The 17,181-nt window shown below is 44.1% G+C and carries 18 protein-coding genes; 10 read left to right on the top strand and 8 right to left on the bottom strand.

Annotated elements, in window-relative coordinates:
* Window positions 1-44 precede the first annotated feature (44 nt).
* On the top strand, window positions 45-416 hold the full coding sequence (locus ACZ1GZ_RS08950) for a hypothetical protein (protein WP_472668152.1): 372 nt from the start codon (window positions 45-47) through the stop codon (window positions 414-416).
* A 143-nt stretch (window positions 417-559) separates the two neighbouring features.
* Window positions 560-775 carry a hypothetical protein gene (locus ACZ1GZ_RS08945; RefSeq protein WP_472668151.1) on the top strand — a complete coding sequence of 72 codons (216 nt, stop codon included), beginning with the start codon at window positions 560-562 and terminating at the stop codon, window positions 773-775.
* Here ACZ1GZ_RS08945 and ACZ1GZ_RS08940 read toward each other — a convergent pair.
* From ACZ1GZ_RS08940 to ACZ1GZ_RS08925, 4 genes are all read right to left on the bottom strand, one after another.
* The gene (locus ACZ1GZ_RS08940; RefSeq protein WP_472668150.1) at window positions 767-1,360 is read right to left on the bottom strand and encodes an ion channel; all 594 of its coding nucleotides are present in this window, start codon (window positions 1,358-1,360) and stop codon (window positions 767-769) included. The genes ACZ1GZ_RS08945 and ACZ1GZ_RS08940 overlap by 9 nt on opposite strands.
* 142 nt (window positions 1,361-1,502) lie before the next feature.
* Complete coding sequence (locus ACZ1GZ_RS08935) at window positions 1,503-1,919, bottom strand: hypothetical protein (protein WP_472668149.1); 417 nt, start codon at window positions 1,917-1,919, stop codon at window positions 1,503-1,505.
* 49 nt (window positions 1,920-1,968) lie between these two features.
* Window positions 1,969-2,736, bottom strand: a complete 768-nt coding sequence (locus ACZ1GZ_RS08930; protein WP_472668148.1) for an HpcH/HpaI aldolase family protein — start codon at window positions 2,734-2,736, stop codon at window positions 1,969-1,971.
* Window positions 2,737-2,900: 164 nt separating this feature from the next.
* On the bottom strand, window positions 2,901-3,203 hold the full coding sequence (locus tag ACZ1GZ_RS08925; RefSeq protein ID WP_472668147.1) for a DUF1476 domain-containing protein: 303 nt from the start codon (window positions 3,201-3,203) through the stop codon (window positions 2,901-2,903).
* Window positions 3,204-3,453: 250 nt separating this feature from the next.
* Between ACZ1GZ_RS08925 and purC the strand changes: the two genes are divergently transcribed.
* The 4 genes from purC (at window position 3,454) to purL (ending at window position 7,476) form a co-directional block, all read left to right on the top strand.
* The gene (gene purC / locus ACZ1GZ_RS08920; RefSeq protein WP_472668146.1) at window positions 3,454-4,233 is read left to right on the top strand and encodes a phosphoribosylaminoimidazolesuccinocarboxamide synthase; all 780 of its coding nucleotides are present in this window, start codon (window positions 3,454-3,456) and stop codon (window positions 4,231-4,233) included.
* 15 nt (window positions 4,234-4,248) lie between these two features.
* Window positions 4,249-4,491: a phosphoribosylformylglycinamidine synthase subunit PurS gene (purS, locus tag ACZ1GZ_RS08915; protein ID WP_472668145.1), complete on the top strand. Its 243-nt coding sequence runs from the start codon at window positions 4,249-4,251 to the stop codon at window positions 4,489-4,491.
* Window positions 4,492-4,569: 78 nt separating this feature from the next.
* Window positions 4,570-5,244, top strand: a complete 675-nt coding sequence (gene purQ / locus ACZ1GZ_RS08910; protein ID WP_472668144.1) for a phosphoribosylformylglycinamidine synthase subunit PurQ — start codon at window positions 4,570-4,572, stop codon at window positions 5,242-5,244.
* 24 nt (window positions 5,245-5,268) lie between these two features.
* Complete coding sequence (gene purL, locus ACZ1GZ_RS08905) at window positions 5,269-7,476, top strand: phosphoribosylformylglycinamidine synthase subunit PurL (protein ID WP_472668143.1); 2,208 nt, start codon at window positions 5,269-5,271, stop codon at window positions 7,474-7,476.
* Window positions 7,477-7,531: 55 nt separating this feature from the next.
* On the opposite strand, the gene ACZ1GZ_RS08900 is transcribed toward purL, so the two are convergent.
* The gene (locus ACZ1GZ_RS08900; RefSeq protein ID WP_472668142.1) at window positions 7,532-7,969 is read right to left on the bottom strand and encodes an RES family NAD+ phosphorylase; all 438 of its coding nucleotides are present in this window, start codon (window positions 7,967-7,969) and stop codon (window positions 7,532-7,534) included.
* 278 nt (window positions 7,970-8,247) lie between these two features.
* Here ACZ1GZ_RS08900 and ACZ1GZ_RS08895 point away from each other — a divergent pair, with 278 nt between their 5' ends.
* The gene (locus ACZ1GZ_RS08895; RefSeq protein WP_472668141.1) at window positions 8,248-8,721 is read left to right on the top strand and encodes a hypothetical protein; all 474 of its coding nucleotides are present in this window, start codon (window positions 8,248-8,250) and stop codon (window positions 8,719-8,721) included.
* Window positions 8,722-8,806: 85 nt separating this feature from the next.
* Here ACZ1GZ_RS08895 and ACZ1GZ_RS08890 read toward each other — a convergent pair whose 3' ends face one another.
* The 3 genes from ACZ1GZ_RS08890 to msrP form a co-directional block, all read right to left on the bottom strand.
* On the bottom strand, window positions 8,807-11,542 hold the full coding sequence (locus ACZ1GZ_RS08890) for a methyl-accepting chemotaxis protein (RefSeq protein WP_472668140.1): 2,736 nt from the start codon (window positions 11,540-11,542) through the stop codon (window positions 8,807-8,809).
* A 208-nt stretch (window positions 11,543-11,750) separates the two neighbouring features.
* Window positions 11,751-12,362 carry a protein-methionine-sulfoxide reductase heme-binding subunit MsrQ gene (gene msrQ / locus ACZ1GZ_RS08885; RefSeq protein ID WP_472668139.1) on the bottom strand — a complete coding sequence of 204 codons (612 nt, stop codon included), beginning with the start codon at window positions 12,360-12,362 and terminating at the stop codon, window positions 11,751-11,753.
* 6 nt (window positions 12,363-12,368) lie between these two features.
* Window positions 12,369-13,325, bottom strand: a complete 957-nt coding sequence (msrP, locus tag ACZ1GZ_RS08880) for a protein-methionine-sulfoxide reductase catalytic subunit MsrP (RefSeq protein WP_472668138.1) — start codon at window positions 13,323-13,325, stop codon at window positions 12,369-12,371.
* Window positions 13,326-13,646: 321 nt separating this feature from the next.
* On the opposite strand from msrP, the gene ACZ1GZ_RS08875 reads away from it, so the two are divergent.
* Genes ACZ1GZ_RS08875 through ACZ1GZ_RS08865 form a run of 3 tightly spaced genes read left to right on the top strand, consistent with a single transcriptional unit; the run spans window position 13,647 to window position 17,157 of the window.
* The gene (locus tag ACZ1GZ_RS08875; protein WP_472668137.1) at window positions 13,647-16,001 is read left to right on the top strand and encodes a CHASE domain-containing protein; all 2,355 of its coding nucleotides are present in this window, start codon (window positions 13,647-13,649) and stop codon (window positions 15,999-16,001) included.
* Complete coding sequence (locus tag ACZ1GZ_RS08870; RefSeq protein ID WP_472668136.1) at window positions 15,998-16,393, top strand: response regulator; 396 nt, start codon at window positions 15,998-16,000, stop codon at window positions 16,391-16,393. The genes ACZ1GZ_RS08875 and ACZ1GZ_RS08870 overlap by 4 nt, the downstream gene beginning before the upstream one ends.
* Before the next feature lie 14 nt (window positions 16,394-16,407).
* Window positions 16,408-17,157 carry a sensor histidine kinase gene (locus ACZ1GZ_RS08865; RefSeq protein WP_472668135.1) on the top strand — a complete coding sequence of 250 codons (750 nt, stop codon included), beginning with the start codon at window positions 16,408-16,410 and terminating at the stop codon, window positions 17,155-17,157.
* Window positions 17,158-17,181 lie beyond the last annotated feature (24 nt).

The following is a 17,181-nucleotide window of genomic DNA, read 5'->3' as shown; positions in this document are numbered from 1 at the left end:
ACCATGATCAGATAGCTTACAGATACTACAATTAAGCTATGTTGATGACCATGAATTCGAACAAATCAAAATCGAGTTTTACTGAAGTGTTGGGCAATTCTTTACGCACCAAAGCGCCTGTCTCACTTAATAATAAAATCAAAGGCATAGGATCAACCGATACGGCTATTCGCAATTGCCGCGTTGTCGCCCTTGTTGACGACAAGCATTTTGATGCAATGGCCCATGGTCAGCAAAAACAGACGCTGGAAATTTCCAATTTTCACAATCAATATATGCTTGATGATGCGCCACCCATGTTGGAAGACACCAAGTCTCGTGTGGGCAAGAACTATGATCACTCAAATTTTGTAGTGGTCACGCGTGAGGTTTCAAACCCAAATGACGTTCATTATTCGATGACAGCAAAGCGGTAGTCATTCACTATTTCGTCATAAATTACTCCTATAGTAGAATAAATAGACAATATTATTTAAAATTCACCTAAAAAGTGTAATGCGTATTTGACAACTACACTCGCGACACCTAAATATGAAATAAATCAAGGACTGGGGGTAGAATGTCTGATCTAACGGAAGAAATCATAAACAAAAAAGTGCAAAACACCCAGAAACCGGAAAAATCTTTGCTTGAGCTTCCTGTTTGGATTGAAAGATCTATCATTGGAATCAAAAAGTGGCCTATTGAGTATATTAGCATTCTAATTTTACTCATCTTTACATCGGCATATATGTTTTATGTTTTTCTTCGAGAAGTCGTACCAACTCTATTTTGAGTTACTGCTCTTGTCTTCCATAATATGGCCTGCGAGTATGCCGACCATTGTACCAAAAAAGGTATAACCTATAAGCGCTTGAGATGCCGCAATTAGCCTAACTTCTTTGATCGGGGAAAAGTCTCCGTAGCCCAAAGTTGTCCAAGTAACCACCGAGAAATAAAACCCCTCATAGAGAGTGGTCGCTACGGGGAATTCCCCATTTGAAAGCCCAACAGTTTTATAAATACCCGCGTATATGGTAATGAATAACACTGAGAAACAAATTATGGTAATTAGCAAGGCTTTAGCAGGCGCGCTGGATCGCAATAAGGAAAAAGCAGCTCCCACAGAAAACAAAACACCAACGGCTGTAAAAACTGTAAAATCGGATACATATGTTGATATTACATTTTGCTGACCTTGACGAAATTTACTAAACTGCTCGACACTGAGCGGGCTACTTGAAACAACTACCGGCCAACTTATTGGTGCATAAAGCTTACAAGTCATCAATGCCATCAATAAAAACACAACCGTTCCAAAGGAAATCATCATGACTGCCGGGTTATTGAAAGTTTTTTCATTTCTTGATTTTATTGACATAACACTCCCCCAAGAGTCACTGTTTGCTCTTAATTATTGCAACAAACTCTTAACGGTATGTATGAAGCAACGCAACACAAAAACAACTATTAATTGTTTTTAGAAATGTTAATAACTATCAGAATTTTCGCCAATCATTAGTTCAAGTTTGCTTTGATAGTTTAAAATAGGCCAATGCAAACGCGATTTCAGTTATTATGGCGAACCAAATGCCAACGCCCACAGCGCCACGCGTAAACTCAAATATTCCAATAGCGGCAAGAGCGGCCATCATGATGGCGAGCCCGAGACATAGGTTCTGGCGTAGTTGAGATGGCTCAGCATTGCGAGATAAAAAGATGATCGCAGATAGGCCCATGAACATCATTGCCGCTCGTCGTGCAATAAGATCAGACACTTCATTTCCATCGAGCCCGAAGATCCAATAAATCAGGCCTGGGACCAATAAAAGGCATACGAAAAGAGTAAAACACAGCGCACTGGCGAGCTTGCTAATGAGAGAATATGAAAGTGTCATGGCAATCTTATGCAAAGTTGTTGGTGGGTTCACTATGCACATGAGATGACCCTAAACCATGCGACAAATCGCTATTGTGAGCGGAGCGCGATCAGCTCTTTAACTCTGCAGCCTTCAAGAATGCGTCGCTTCCTGCTTTGATCAGCGCAATGTCATAGCTCACATTGACGAAATTATAGCCCCATTTTGCATATTTAATGCTGGTCTCCGGCGTAGCTGCAAAAATGCCAGATAATTTACCTGCAGCTTTGGCGCGCTTTGGCATTTCTTCAAGCTGTTTTTGAGTTTCGGGCATATCCCCGTTCACCGCAGCGCCATTTGAATAGTCAATGGAGAAATCAGAGGGACCAACAAAGACGCCATCAATGCCATCCACGGAGATGATCTCATCGAAATTCTCATAAGCTGCCTTTGTTTCAATCATCGCAAATGACAGCGTTTTTTCATTGGCAGTTTGTAGATATTCTCCGGCTTCAACACCGTGTAACTGATTAGCGCGGCGCGCACCCCATGATCGAGAACCAATTGGTGGGTATTTCATATAGCTGGCAAATTCTTCTGCATCAGCTTTTGAATTGATCATCGGGGCAATCACTGCTTCAAAACCCAAATCCAGCGCTCGGCTTGCCGCGTCAAATCTGTTGACCGGCAAACGCGTGATCGGAATTTTGCCAACGCCGATGATAGCCTCAGAACAGGTGACAATTGTATCGTCAGAATGCGTACCATGCTGCATATCAATCACCACAGCATCAAAATCAGCTAAAGCCAATTGCGTGATAAGTTCGCGCGAACCTAATTGTGACCATACAGAATACACGGTCTCTCCTTTTCGCAATCGATCAGCGAATGTCAGCATCTAATTTCTCCTCCAACCATTAAAACCCAACCCGGCAACAAAAAACCTGCACCAGATCTTAAATCCGATGCAGGTTTGTTAGATAATGCTATGGCATGAACAAAAGCAATGCCATAACGCAATTCTTATCTGTCGAAATTACTCGACAAGACTACTCGCAAAAATTACTCGCTAGTAATTTGCTCTTCAGCAACGCCCAAAAGCCAAACCATCTTTTCGCGGATGTCGTCGTCAGACACGTCATCGCCAAGATCAGCGCGGACTTTGTTAAACACGTCTTCGTCGCCTGCTTCTTCAAAGTCAGATGCGATCACTTCTTTCGCATATGCATCGCCATCTTTGCCGAGGATTTCAGCAGCCCAAAGGCCCAAAAGCTTGTTGCGGCGCGCTTCAATTTTAAATTTTAGCTCTTCATCATGTGCAAACTTATTTTCAAACGCATTTTTACGATCATCAAAACCACTCATGGTGTCTTCCCGTCCTTCGTGTTTAGCTCCCTAGAGATCTAGGTTGAGCCCGTTATCCTCTATATGGACATTTTATAGGCAAAACGGAAGACCTTAGGGCACAAAATCCGTGAAAATAATTTCAATTGTGACTAATCTGAAAAACAGCACGCTGAGACGTTGTGAAATGCTGCTTTATAAGCTACACAGCGCTCGAAACCTTAGATTCACAAATTCTCACCAGCAAGCTGGTAGATCAATCGAGTTTACAATGAAAAATAGACGCCGTATCTATGAGGGCAAGGCCAAAATTCTTTATGAAGGTCCTGAGCCCGGAACGCTTATCCAATTCTTCAAAGACGATGCCACAGCTTTTAACAAGAAAAAGCAGGACGTCATTGACGGAAAAGGCGTGTTAAACAACCGTATTTCTGAATTCATTTTCACGCATTTGAACCAAATCGGCTTGCCTACGCACTTCATCAAACGCGTTAACATGCGCGAGCAGTTGATCAAAGAAGTTGATATCGTGCCGCTTGAAGTGATTGTTCGCAATATTGCAGCGGGTACTTTGGCGAAGCGTTTGGGCCTTGAAGAAGGCGCTGTTCTTCCGCGTTCGATCATTGAGTTTTGCTATAAAGAAGATGCGCTTGATGATCCGCTTGTCTCTGAAGAACACATTACGGCATTTGGTTGGGCGAGCCCGCAAGAGATCGATGACATTATGGCTATGGCTATCCGCGTCAATGATTTCCTAACCGGCCTTTTTGCCGGTGTTGGCATTCAGCTTGTTGACTTTAAGATCGAATTTGGCCGCCTGTTTGAGGGTGATCAAATGCGCATCGTCCTTGCTGATGAAATCTCGCCGGATTCATGCCGTTTGTGGGATGTGAAGACAAAGCAAAAGCTTGATAAAGATGTCTTCCGTCGCGACCTTGGTAGCCTAACAGAAGCTTATCAAGAAGTTGCTCGCCGCCTTGGCATTATGAATGAAAATGAAGCACCACGCCCATCTGGACCAGTGCTCGTAAAATCTGACAATGACGACTAGTTTGGAAAGACTAAAATGATCAAAGCTCGTGTCACAGTTACACTTAAAAACGGTGTTTTGGATCCACAAGGTAAAGCTATTGAAGGTGCATTGACCGGTCTAGGTTTTGATGGCCTTGAAGGTGTGCGTCAGGGTAAAGTGTTTGACCTTGAACTTTCAGGTGAAGACAAAGCCAATGCAGGCAAAGACATCGAAGCAATGTGTGAAAAGCTTCTCGCCAATACCGTAATCGAAGATTATTCGATCGAGATTTTATAGTTAGCAGGAACAAAGCGCGCCAAAGTTAGTCGCGCTTTTTCTTTATCAGTTTGATTTCCACAATTTAGGAAACATATTATGAAAACAGCAGTTCTTCAGCTCCCGGGATTGAACAGAGATCGTGACATGCTTGCAGCGCTCACGCTTATTTCTGGCCAGGCCCCACAAACTGTGTGGCAAACCGAAACATCCATCGATGACGATGTTGATCTAATTGTAATCCCAGGCGGTTTTTCCTACGGTGATTACCTTCGCTCAGGTGCAATTGCAGCCCGCATGCCGGTGATGAAAGCAGTAATCGAAAAAGCTAAAAAAGGCACCCGTGTCATCGGTGTTTGCAACGGCTTTCAGATCCTTGTTGAAACAGGTATTCTTCCAGGTGCGTTGATGCGCAATGCCTCGCTTAAATTTGTCTGCCGCCAAGTCAAACTTGAAGTGGCGACAACAAAAAGTGCATTTACTGAAGGTTATAACCAAGGCGAAATTATTGATTGCCCGGTTGCACACCATGATGGCAATTACTTCGCCGATGCAGACACGCTGGCAAAATTAAAAGATCAGGACCGCATTGCTTTCCGCTATGCGCAAGGGACAAACCCGAACGGTTCAATCGATGATATTGCCGGTATTTTAAGCGAGAACGGCAATGTTCTTGGCATGATGCCTCACCCTGAAAACCTAATTGAAGCTGCACATGGCGGCGATGATGGCCGACGCCTGTTTGAAGGCGCGCTTAATATGATCTCCGCATAACACGAAATAACGATTTTGACTGATATGACCATTAACAACACATATCCCATTACCGAAGACCTTATCGCTAAGCATGGTTTAGCACCTGATGAATATCAGCTGATTTTAGATCTGATTGGCCGCGAGCCAACTTATACTGAGCTCGGTATTTTTTCTGCGATGTGGAACGAGCACTGCTCATATAAATCATCGAAAAAATGGCTTCGTACATTGCCTACAACCGGTGATCGGGTGATCCATGGCCCGGGTGAGAATGCGGGTGTAGTCGATATTGGTGATGGCGAATGTGTGGTCTTTAAAATGGAAAGCCACAATCACCCATCTTACATCGAGCCCTATCAAGGCGCTGCAACTGGTGTTGGCGGTATCTTGCGTGATGTGTTCACCATGGGTGCGCGTCCTGTTGCTGCAATGAACGCGCTTCGTTTTGGCGATGTATCTCATGAGAAAACCAAGCATCTTGTATCGGGTGTTGTTTCCGGTGTTGGCGGGTATGGTAACTCATTCGGTGTGCCAACAGTTGGTGGCGAAGTTGAATTTGACGAACGCTATAACGGCAACTGCCTTGTGAATGCCTTTGCAGCCGGTATTGCCAAAACAGACGGTATTTTCCTTTGTAAAGCTGAAGGCGTGGGTCTGCCTGTTGTATATTTGGGTGCAAAAACTGGCCGTGACGGTGTTGGTGGTGCGACAATGGCATCGGCCGAATTTGACGAGACTATTGAGGAAAAACGCCCAACGGTACAAGTCGGTGATCCATTTACTGAAAAATGTCTTCTTGAAGCCTGTCTTGAACTCATGCAAACCGGCGCTGTGATCGCTATCCAGGATATGGGTGCTGCAGGTCTTACCTGTTCAGCGGTTGAAATGGGTGCGCAAGGTGACTTGGGTGTTGAACTATATCTTGATGATGTGCCTGTGCGTGAAGAGCGTATGACAGCTTATGAGATGATGTTATCTGAAAGCCAGGAGCGCATGCTGATGGTTCTTGACCCATCCAAAGAAGAAATCGCCAAAGCGATCTTCGTCAAATGGGGTCTGGATTTTGCCATCGTAGGCAAAACAACAGACGATTTGCGCTTCCGAGTTTTCCATCAGAACGAAGAAGTTGCGAACTTGCCAATTAAAGAGCTTGGTGACCAAGCCCCTGAATATGATCGCCCATGGCGCGAGCCGGGTCTTTATTCACCCCTCCCCGCTGATCAGGTTCAAGAGCAAGACGATTATGGCGTGACATTGATGTCCATGCTTGCCTCTCCAAACCAATCATCACGACGTTGGGTTTGGGAGCAATATGATACGCTTATTCAAGGTAATTCCTTGCAAATCCCAGGCGGCGATGCGGGTGTCATCCGTGTGGATGGCCATGCTACAAAAGCATTGGCATTTTCGTCCGACGTCACGCCGCATTATTGTGAAGCTGACGCTTATGAAGGCGGCAAGCAAGCCGTCGCCGAATGCTGGCGTAATATTACAGCAACGGGTGCCCTACCGCTTGCATCGACCGATAACCTAAACTTTGGTAATCCAGAGCGCCCAGAAATTATGGGTCAGTTCGTCAAAGCCATTGAAGGTATTGGTGACGCTTGTCGTGCGCTTGATTTCCCAATCGTATCGGGCAATGTCTCGCTTTATAACGAAACATTTGGCGAAGCGATTTTGCCAACACCAACAATTGCTGGCGTTGGTCAATTAGACGATTGGGCCAATATGGCGAAAATTGCAGGTGCTAACGAAGGCGAAGTTGTCATGCTTATTGGTTGTGATGGCGCACATCTTGGCCAAACCGTTTATATGCGCGATATTTTGGGTGAAACAGCTGGCCCACCGCCAGAAGTTGATCTCACTGCTGAGCGTTATAATGGCGACTTTGTTCGCTCTGCGATCAATAACGGCCAAGTGTCCAGCTGTCACGATATCAGCCAAGGTGGCTTAGCTCTCGCACTTGCTGAAATGTGTATGGCTGGCGGCTATGGCATGGAAATAGATCTCACAGACGTTCAGATGCCATTGCATGGCTTGTTGTTTGGTGAAGATCAGGCGCGATATGTGATCACGGTGGAAGAGAAAATGGCTCAATTCTTAGCAAACAATGCTGCAGATGCTGGGGTTCAATTCCGCGTATTGGGCAATGTTGGCGGCGACAAGCTAGTTGTCAAAGACGTGCTGGCGCTCGATGTTTCCGAGATGAAAACAGCCCACGAAAACTGGTTCCCAGATTATATGGCGTGATGGAAAAAGTGGGATTTGGCGCAACCAATCTTCGACTGTGCTTGAATTGAATTATTCATTTCCAAACATCAGGATTGAAGTCCGTAACAGGTCCAACAAAGCTTAAACAGTCTGGTTCGAACACAACGACATGGCTTAAATCTGGTCTTGATCGTGATCTATAGAGCATGGCTTGAGCACCCAGTAATCGCGCATCATCAGAAATCGCCCATGTGGGAGAAGTCTGCCCGCTTGCATGTATATCCTGCCAAACAATTGATGCAGCAGGGTCATTTCGTTTGTCTAACACTCGATCGCTTGTTAGCTGCATTGGTACAAGCTTGCGTTCCATACCGTCTGTCAGATAACGTTTCATCGCTACGGCAGCGCCTTCCGCGCTTAAAGATGCGTAAGAAGCGATTTGACCGGAATGGTGAAACCGACCCGCGAGTGCTTTAGCGGGGCTATGAGGCGCGTTTAGCAATTCAACCGGCAAAAGTCTCCAAACGGGCATGTTTATGGCATATAAATTACACATATTGAGCTATATAACTAAAACAAGAGCAATTGTCGTGCATTGTCGTTAAGAGTGGACAATGTGTGGATTTGGTCGAAAACGACCAAACTAAGATGTGATTTCAATCCAAAACGCACCGTCTAGCGCTTTCTATTTAATTTAAGTGCCTATATACACCCTTTTGAGAATTTTGAACCGCTTTTATGGTGGTTTGGTTATAGGGCGCAATGGTGCTGACCCGAATGGGTCGGTATCGAAGAAGAAAGAGTTATCCGATGTCAATCACTGAGCAAGAATTGCTTGCCGCACGCACTGCATGGGGCGAAGGTCTCATATTGATTTCAAAAGCCTATGAGGCAAATGGAATTGAAAAAGCAAAACAAGTTGCTGAAGACATCTTAGATGCAGCCTACGGCTATGACTTAGGTCCAGTTTTATTCAAGCCTACACTCAGCGGCGGCGAAACAACCTTTCGCCCTACAAAGAAAGGTGCATTATCATATTTCGTGGCCCATGACGCTGACTACCCGCACGATGGAGGCTTTGGGTTAAAAAACTGGCGAGAGGTTACATATGACACGTCAGCAAGTTTCATGGAAGGTGACGTCGGCATGTGGATGGGTTGGGCGATAATGACAAACAAAGACGGTCAGGTCACCAAAGTCGATAAAAGCTTTGGATATAAAAAAGGACCTGATGGAACTTTAAAGATTGTTCTGCATCATTCTTCATTGCCGTTTGAAGCATAAGCGTATTTTAATAAAAGCGCATAAAAAATGGCGCTGAGATTATCAGCGCCATGATGTTTTGTTTTTTGATCTTATGATGATCGGTTTAGAACTCATCCCAATCGCCATCACTTGCGCTTGATGACGATGAGCCACCACCAAATGCACTTGATAACTTATTGACCATTGCCTTTGCCGGAGATGGTTTGGATGCATGACCATTATCTGCAGCCACAGGCGCTGACGCCTTTACTGGCGCAGGCTTTAAAACCGGTGCTGGCGCTGCTGCAGATTTTGAACTTACACCCCTTGTTTCAGAGGCTTGCTGAGGCATGCGCACTGATGATTGGCCACCAACTTTGAACGTTTGGATCAAACCAGATAGCGTAATAACTTCATCAGCGATCTGTTGTGTCACAGCTGTGTTTTCTTCAACCATAGCCGCGTTTTGCTGGGTGACCTGATCCATTGAATTCACCGCTGAATTCACCTCTTGGATCCCCGCCAATTGTTCAGCAGCACCTTGTGAGATGGTTTCAATGCGTGTGTCAATTTCAGTCACATGCTCAGAGATCTTGGCAAGCGCCTCACCCGTTTGTTGTACCAGTTGCACACCGTTAGAAACTTCAGCACCTGATTTATTGATCAGTTCCTTGATTTCTTTGGCTGCACCAGCTGAACGTTGTGCAAGTTCACGAACTTCCTGAGCCACAACCGCAAAGCCTTTACCGGCTTCACCTGCACGGGCAGCTTCCACACCTGCGTTCAATGCAAGAAGGTTGGTTTGGAAGGCGATTTCATCAATCACATTGATAATGTTTGTGATATCGCTTGAGGCTTTTTCAATGCCTTCCATTGCAGCAACCGCATTGGATACCACTTCACTTGAATGTTCAGTGTCCTGACGAGCATCTTTGGCCTTATCAGAGGCTTCTTTAGCGCGTTCTGAAGTTTCACGCACCGTTGCTGTGATCTCATCAAGCGCAGCAGAGGTTTCTTCCAAGGAAGCTGCTTGTGTTTCCGTGCGTTGAGACAATTCATTGGTGGCATTACTGATTTCACCTGAATTATCTTTCAAGGTTACAGACACATCCGTAATACGGCCCATTGTTTCGCTCAACTTGGCAACAGATGTATTGAAATCTGCACGCAAGCGATCCAATTCACCTTCAAATGGTGTTGAGATATTGGCTGTCAGATCACCTTCAGACAATTGCGTTAGACCGCGTGCAAGCGCATCAATCGCATCTGCAAGCTTCTGCGCTTCCATCTCTTTAAGCTCTTCATTACGCTTACGCTCTTGCTCAGTTTGGGTGCGAACTTCTTCACCCTCTTCTTCCAAACGCTCCTTCTCGATGGCGCTCTTCTTAAACACATCAAGTGCTCGTGCCATTTCACCAATTTCATCTGGTCGCGTTCTATCCGTAATTTCTGTATTTAGATCACCATTTGCAACATCGCCCATCGCATCAACCAGACGCTGAATTGGTGTTTTAAGCGCAAGAACCAACACTGTTGCTGCCAGCAAACCTAGAATTATGACAAATGCGCCCGCTGATAGCGTGATCACACCGGCACTGTCTTTAACTGCCATCGTGTTACTTTGTTGACTATCAGCAAAATTAAGGACACTGGTCCAAGCCTGATCGATGCTTTGTGAGGTTTCGGTAAATAACTTTAAAACCTCTTCTTCATTTGTAATCAAGTCGGAGGTTAGATCTGGCATGGCAACGAATTGATCTTTTATTTGGGTGCCAATCGCATCTAACAATAGATCTTTGTGTTCGGTTTGCTCGATGAGCTTGATGTTGTTTTGAACATCGCTCAATTTTGCGTTCAGCTCGACACCAATATCTTGGCCTGGATTGCCAAGCAATTCTGCCATCAGTAGCTGTAATTCAGTACCGCTTGATACAAACTTGCGCGCCTGAGCGATGGTATTTTGTTCTGCGCGGATTTCTTCATCAAGCGCTAGAAAGTTTTCGGTTGCATTGCGTGAAGTTTGAGATGCTAAACCATTCAATTTCAGCGCAGTTGAGCGCAAACCTGTCGCAAATCTTTGTAGTTTGACCATATTTGGTTTCGTGGCAGAACCAGTATCAATCAATTTTAAAATTTGCTCCGCATTATTGGTAATTTGATTTTTCAAAGCCAATTTATCTGCTGGAATTGCAGATGGCAGCTCTTCCAATAATAATGAGATGTCGGCTTTGGCCTTTTCGGCAGCTGCGAATGCATCTTCTGGTGTGCTAGCGCTCGAAATTGAACGCGATATCGTGCCAATGGATTTACCGCCTTTTGCAAGCGTATCCGCAGAAGCCAACATGTCCCTAACTGCTGTTTCCGATGCGTTAAGAATTTGAGAGACACCTTCAATTGTTAGATCAAGTCGCTGACGAACATTGTCAATCTCAGCACTGGTTTCTTCTAAGGCGGATCGCAAAGCAATATTTTCCCCGCGGATATTCCATAGTCTTTCCACCTCAGAACGCAAATTTTCAACGAGAGCTTTCGAACCAGTCAGAGATTGAATTTCATTTGGGTTTTCCGCTAAAGCCAGAACTTTTTCGGTTTGCAAAAGCTGATCGTCCAAGCTTTGCAAAATCTTCAAACGACGTTCTTCTGTCTGGTCTTGCAAGAAAGCAGTCATATTAATGTATGTATTTTTAAACCCGCTGAGCGCTTTGATACTCTCATTCGTGCCAGTAATGCGATCCCCTAGCAATGTGCCTGTAAATAGAGAGACGGTCGCTAAACCGATAATGCCAAGTATAAATGGCAAGGAGAGAAGGCCCACCTTCGTCTTGATTGCGAAGCGGGCGAGAAATTTATCGAGAAACATGGGAAAACCTTTGACGGTGGAAGAAAAAATCTGCGTTGAGCAAATGATAATTCCCCGAACAAATCACGCCAGCGCGGTATAATTATCCAACCGCGCCCCTTAACAAAAACTGAAGAGTTAATGACGACTTGTAAGGTACGAATTGTTGTCTGATATCGAAAACAAAACTGATATTTATTTTGTTACTGGTAAATCTACCCGTTCGTTATCAAGCAGCAACGCGCTTCTTCCGCTTTGCCAGGTGATAAAAACGTCTTAGCGAAATCAGAAGTAATGCTGCAGCAAGATAGAGCAATGGCTCTAACGCCCAGGTCTTCTTGATCATCACATAATGTACAGCACCTAAAATTACCGCCGGATAGACGATGAGATGCAATTTGTTCCATCCAGCAGCGCCAAGTTTGCGGATCGAGACATTATTGGATGTAATGGCAAGTGGCAGCAACAATATGAAGGCTGAAACGCCGATCGTAATATATGGGCGTTTGATGATATCGGTGATGATCTCGCCCCAATCGAATTGCATATCCAAAACGATATAAACAGTGAAATGCGCCACAACATAGAAAAAACCAACGAGTCCTAACGCCCTGCGATATTTGACTAAATTGATCTTTGCAAACCGCATTAATGGCGAGATTGCAAGCCCTGCGATCAAAAACTGCAAAGCATATTCACCTAAACCATTTTCAAGAGCTTTGACCGGATCAGGACCAAGTTGGTTTTGAATAGCTGAATAAAAAAGCCAAATACCCGGTGCGATACCCAAAGGATAAATCAACCAACTTGGCACTATCGTCCATGCTTTATGCTGCGCCATGTTGATTTAGTAAAACTTTGCTAAATCCATGCCTTCATAAAGCGCAGCAACTTCATCAGCATAGCCATTGAACATTTCCGTTTCACGCTTCTTGGCAAAAATTCCTGACCCCACAAGGCGTTCTGCCTTTTGGCTCCAGCGTGGGTGGTCGACATTTGGATTCACGTTGGAATAAAAACCATATTCATTCGGTGCAAGTTTGTTCCAAGTTGTGGGCGGCTCATTTTCAGTAAAGCTCATCCGCACGATGGATTTAATGCTCTTAAAACCATATTTCCATGGCACAACCAAACGTACGGGCGCACCATTTTGGTTGGGCATCGCTTCACCGTAAATTCCGACTGCTAAAATTGTCAGCGGATGCATTGCTTCATCCATTCGCAATCCTTCTACATAGGGCCAATCAAGACCGCCGAGACCACGCTGACCAATCATTTCTTCAGGTCGCACAAGTGTTTCAAAAGAGACATATTTTGCGCTTCCCTGGGGTTCATACGCGCTGATGACATCTTTAAGCGGAATGCCCACCCATGGAATGACCATCGACCAAGCCTCAACGCAACGAAGGCGATAAATCCGTTCTTCAAGGTCAAATTTTGACATGAGATCTTCAATATCCAATTCACCAGGTTTGTTCGTTAAACCATCGATTTTAATGCTCCATGGTTTAGTTGTCAGCGAACCAGCATTTGCGCTGGGATCACCCTTACCAGTGCCAAACTCATAGAAATTATTGTAGCTTTTGATATCCTCAATTGGGTTTGGTTCATCCGCAATTGAGAATTCGCTTTTGGAAAATTGCATCGTTGCTGCCGAGGCCGAGGTCGATTGCAAAGCAAGTCCACCAGTTAATGCTGCCGCAGAGGCGACACCTGCAGCTTTAACGAAACTCCGGCGGTTTAAGAATACCTCTTTAGGCGTGATTTCAGACGAAAGTGGTTTTGGATATTTATAGACAGTCATTGTGTGTTTTCCTCAGCTGGGTTCTTTGTACGCTGGATAGCACGCCAATCACAAGACAAGATAAAACACATGCAATCAAATTTAGGTGAACTATGCTACATTTTTAAACCGTAAATCGATTGGTTCTTCGCAAATCTATGGTTAATAATAGGTCACTATTTTTAAGGTAATTGAATTTGATTAATAGAAGTACTTGTGGAATTATGCATCAAATTCGGGCAGTTTATATCACGTAGTTCTACTGATTCGACTGCGATAGGAAATGTGCGCCGCTTTTAAAGCAATTTAACGTCAACGGGATGATTTGGAGGGTCTTCCTTTATGTACCCAACAAAAACATCTAATACACTGAAAAATCAGCTTATTACTATATCGTTGATTGGTGTTCTTTGCATTGCATACACGGTATTTAGCTGGCTTGGTTATTTCCTTGTCATGCCGCCAGGTATTGTGTCAGTGATGTGGCCGTCTGCAGGTATTGCGCTAGCATTTGTATATGTATTTGGTGCACGGATCGCAGCCGGTGTATTCCTTGGTTCCTTTTTAACCCACGCTTTGCGATACGGCATTCCGGATGCGGAATCCTTTTCCACCGTTGTTTCAATTGCGTCGGGCGCAACTTTGCACGCCGTCATTGGCGCATTTTTGATCCGCAAATTTTCTAACGCACCTCTATATTCTGGAAATTTGAGAGAGATCTTAATCTTTGTGTTGTGGGGCGGCATTTTCGCCTGCTTGATTTCAGCAGTAATTGGCACATTTTCCATTGACCGCATCGCCAATTTTAGCCCGTCAGTCTTTTGGGTCCAATTGGGTACATGGTGGCTTGGTGATACGCTTGGCGTGGTCATGTTTGCCCCCATCACCGTCTTATTATTGTCCGGTTTAAGTCCCAGCAGCGAGACGTCATTAAGACTAAAGATTATGGTGATCGTTCCAGTTGCAATATGTATTGCGATATTTGCAGTATTGTTTGATGCTGCGAAACAAGAATTAAAATCCCATACCTATGATGAATACCAGCGAGAGACAGCGAATCTAGCGAACGAATTTACGCAGGCGCTGGCTGTCAACATAACAACGATCAAAGCGACAACTGCGTTCATTGCAGCATCTGAAACAGTTTCAGCTGACAGTTTTAAAACATTTACAGCACCACTCTTAAGAAAATCAAAAGGCTTATACGGCCTTTCTTGGTTGCCGAAAGTAAACAATGGTGAACGAGAAACATTTACTCAATCCATCCGCGATGAGGGTTACCCCGATTTTGATATTATTTCTCGCGACAGTGAGGGGCGATTGAATTCCTCATCTCCACGAGACGTCTATTTTCCCCTCGCCTATACAGAACCCTATGCACTGAATAAGTCAGCGCACGGCTTTGATGTTTATGGTCAGGATGGCGTTTCCGGAGACGTAAGACGCACAATTTTGGACCTTGCCAAAACAATGAGCAAACCGCGTGCAACAAGTAGATTTTCAATTGTTCAAAAACAAGACGAGTATGGATTTATAATCTATTCTCCTGTTTTTAAATCCAAGGGCACCAATAAGCTTGAGCATGTTGGATATATAAATGGAATATATGTTTATCCTGACCTTGTGCAAAGCATTGAAGAAAAACTGGAAAGCGCTGACTCCAGTTTTTACTTGACTGAATTGAGGGGCAATAAACCTCCATTGGTGCTCTACGATTCACGAACTGCCGATAAGAAAGAAGGCACAAAAGAAAGCTATGATCTAACGGGTGTGAATTACACAAGTCATGTCGTAAAAGTCTCCGGCCAAATGTGGCAAATGGTGTTTACCAAAAACGGCCAACTCATAACCGGTGATTATTTACGCTCTTTGTGGCTCTTTGCAATCGGCGGCACGATATTTACTCTGCTTCTGTTCATTATTCTAACAATGATTTCAGCACGTAATGATTCTGTTGAAAAGCTCGTTTCGCTGCGCACAGAAGAGCTCAACCGGGCCAACGAGGAGTTAGAAGAATTTGCCTATAGAACGTCTCACGACCTTCGCTCACCCATCGTATCTTCCGTTCAGCTTTTAAACTTAGCTGACGATGCAATTAAAGACAAAGAGACAGAGTTTGCGTCAAAGAGTATTGCTCATGCAAGACAATCGCTCAGCAAGCTTGAAACCCTGATTTCGGACATTTTAACGCTGACGGAAATTGGCAGCCAAAATGAAGATGAAGCTATTTTAGATATTGCTCAAACGGTTGATGAGGCACTTGCGAAACTTGACCATGCGGATGGATTTGATCGATTAAAGGTTATTAAAGAAATATCCATCGACGGCGATGTGATTATCAAACCTTCGCGTTTCAAGCTGATTTTGGAAAACCTGATTTCAAACGCGACGAAGTATCAAGACCCTAAGGAAACTGATCCATTCTTAAAGATTAGCTGTTTCCGGACCGGCATGAATTTGCATTTGCACGTTTCAGATAATGGTCTTGGTATCGATCCACAATATCAAAATCAAATGTTCGAAATGTTTAAAAGGTTCCATCCAAAAGTTGCCGTTGGCAGTGGTTTAGGACTATATTTAATGCGTAAAAGCGCGCATATTTTAGGTGGAGACATCGAATATACACCACTTGAAAACGGTTCATTGTTTAAATTGATTGTACCGGTGAAAATTGCAAATAAAGGGGATAAAAATTGACTTTGCAAACAGTCATGGTCGTTGACGATAGTGAAGCAGACCACTTCATTTGTAACCACACTTTGAAAAAGTACAATCGGGATATCAATATCATAGCAGCTTATGATGGCCAGGAAGCTTTGGATATTTTGGCGGAAGCTGAGGTTCATCCGCAAGTTATTTTTCTCGATATTAATATGCCTCGAATGAATGGGCATGAGTTTTTGGAAAAATACTCGGAAATTTATGGCGAGAAAAGATGTTCCGTTGTGGTGATGCTCACTTCATCTGACCAAGAAAACGATAAAGAACAATCCATGGCCTATAAGGCTGTTGTCGACTACTTTACCAAACCGCTTTCCATTGAAGCTATCGACACGCTTTGCAAAGAAAATGAAAATGTTTGCAAGTAGAAAAATACAATTTTATGCGTGAGATATCCGACAAAGAAAAACTTCAGATGCTTGAAAAAGAATTTGAAGAGTTTTTGTACATTATTTCACATGATTTTGCAGCACCAATTCGCCACATCAATGGTTTTGTATCTATTATTCAACAAGATAAGCAAAGTGAACTAGACCCTCAAACAATCTCTTATTTAAATAACATTGCTAAGAGCAACGATCATTTAGATGATATGTTAAAGGGGCTATTAAAACTATCGCGGATTAATACAAGACCGGGTGATAGACTTTCAATATCGCTGAAATCCTTGCTGGAAGCGGCATGGCATCATGATTTGCGAAACCTCGTTCCCGATGATGCGCAATTAAATGTTGAAGAGTTGCCCTCTTATGTTGGTGATGAAGACCAGTTGCGCCAAGCCTTTACCGCTATTTTGCTCAACAGCATTCAATATCGCAATCCAACTGGCGATCTCGAAGTTAATGTTCGTTACCGTTTAGATGATCTCATGCATGTCATCTATATCGAAGATAACGGTATAGGTATTCATCCTAAGATGACAGAACGCGTTTTCAAACCGTTTACCCGTGCTGTATCGGCTTCCGATTTCCCCGGTCTTGGTTTGGGGCTTACATTAGCGAAAAAAGTTATAGAGCATCATGACGGCGGTATTGAACTTAAAGTCGGTGAAAATGGTGGCACATGCGTGCTCATCCGCCTGCCAATGACCAATGAAACCGAAAACCATTCTTCCAATGCCACAACCACTTGATTAATAGCCAAGTTCAGCCTATCT

The sequence above is a fragment of the Lentilitoribacter sp. JB5-8 genome, from assembly GCF_055693385.1.
Note: the sequence above shows the minus strand (reverse complement) of the source record. Positions and strands in the feature narration are given on the sequence as shown.